Raw genomic sequence first — 265 nt, forward strand, 5'->3', positions numbered from 1 at the left:
TCTGAAATCATATCGGTTACGTGTGGTCCAATCATATGAACACCGAGTAAATCATCATTTTCTGCGTTAGAAACAAATTTTACAAAGCCTGAAGTATCTCCATACACTAACGCTTTTCCAATAGCCTTAAATGAGAATGTTCCAGTTTTTACTTTATACCCTTTCTCTTTGGCCGAAGTTTCTGTTAACCCTACACTAGCTACTTCAGGAGATGAGTATGTACATTTTGCGACCATATCTGGATCAACTGGGTGAGGTTCTCCAC

1 pseudogene is annotated in these 265 nt (G+C 38.9%); it reads right to left on the reverse strand.

Annotated features, from left to right (window positions below):
• Positions 1–265, reverse strand: a pseudogene (locus AOA59_RS31275) (dihydrolipoyl dehydrogenase); the annotation flags it as partial.

Origin of the sequence: Pseudomonas sp. 2822-15, from assembly GCF_002742515.1 — a bacterium.
GTDB classification, from domain to species: Bacteria; Pseudomonadota; Gammaproteobacteria; order Pseudomonadales; family Pseudomonadaceae; genus Aquipseudomonas; species Aquipseudomonas salomonii.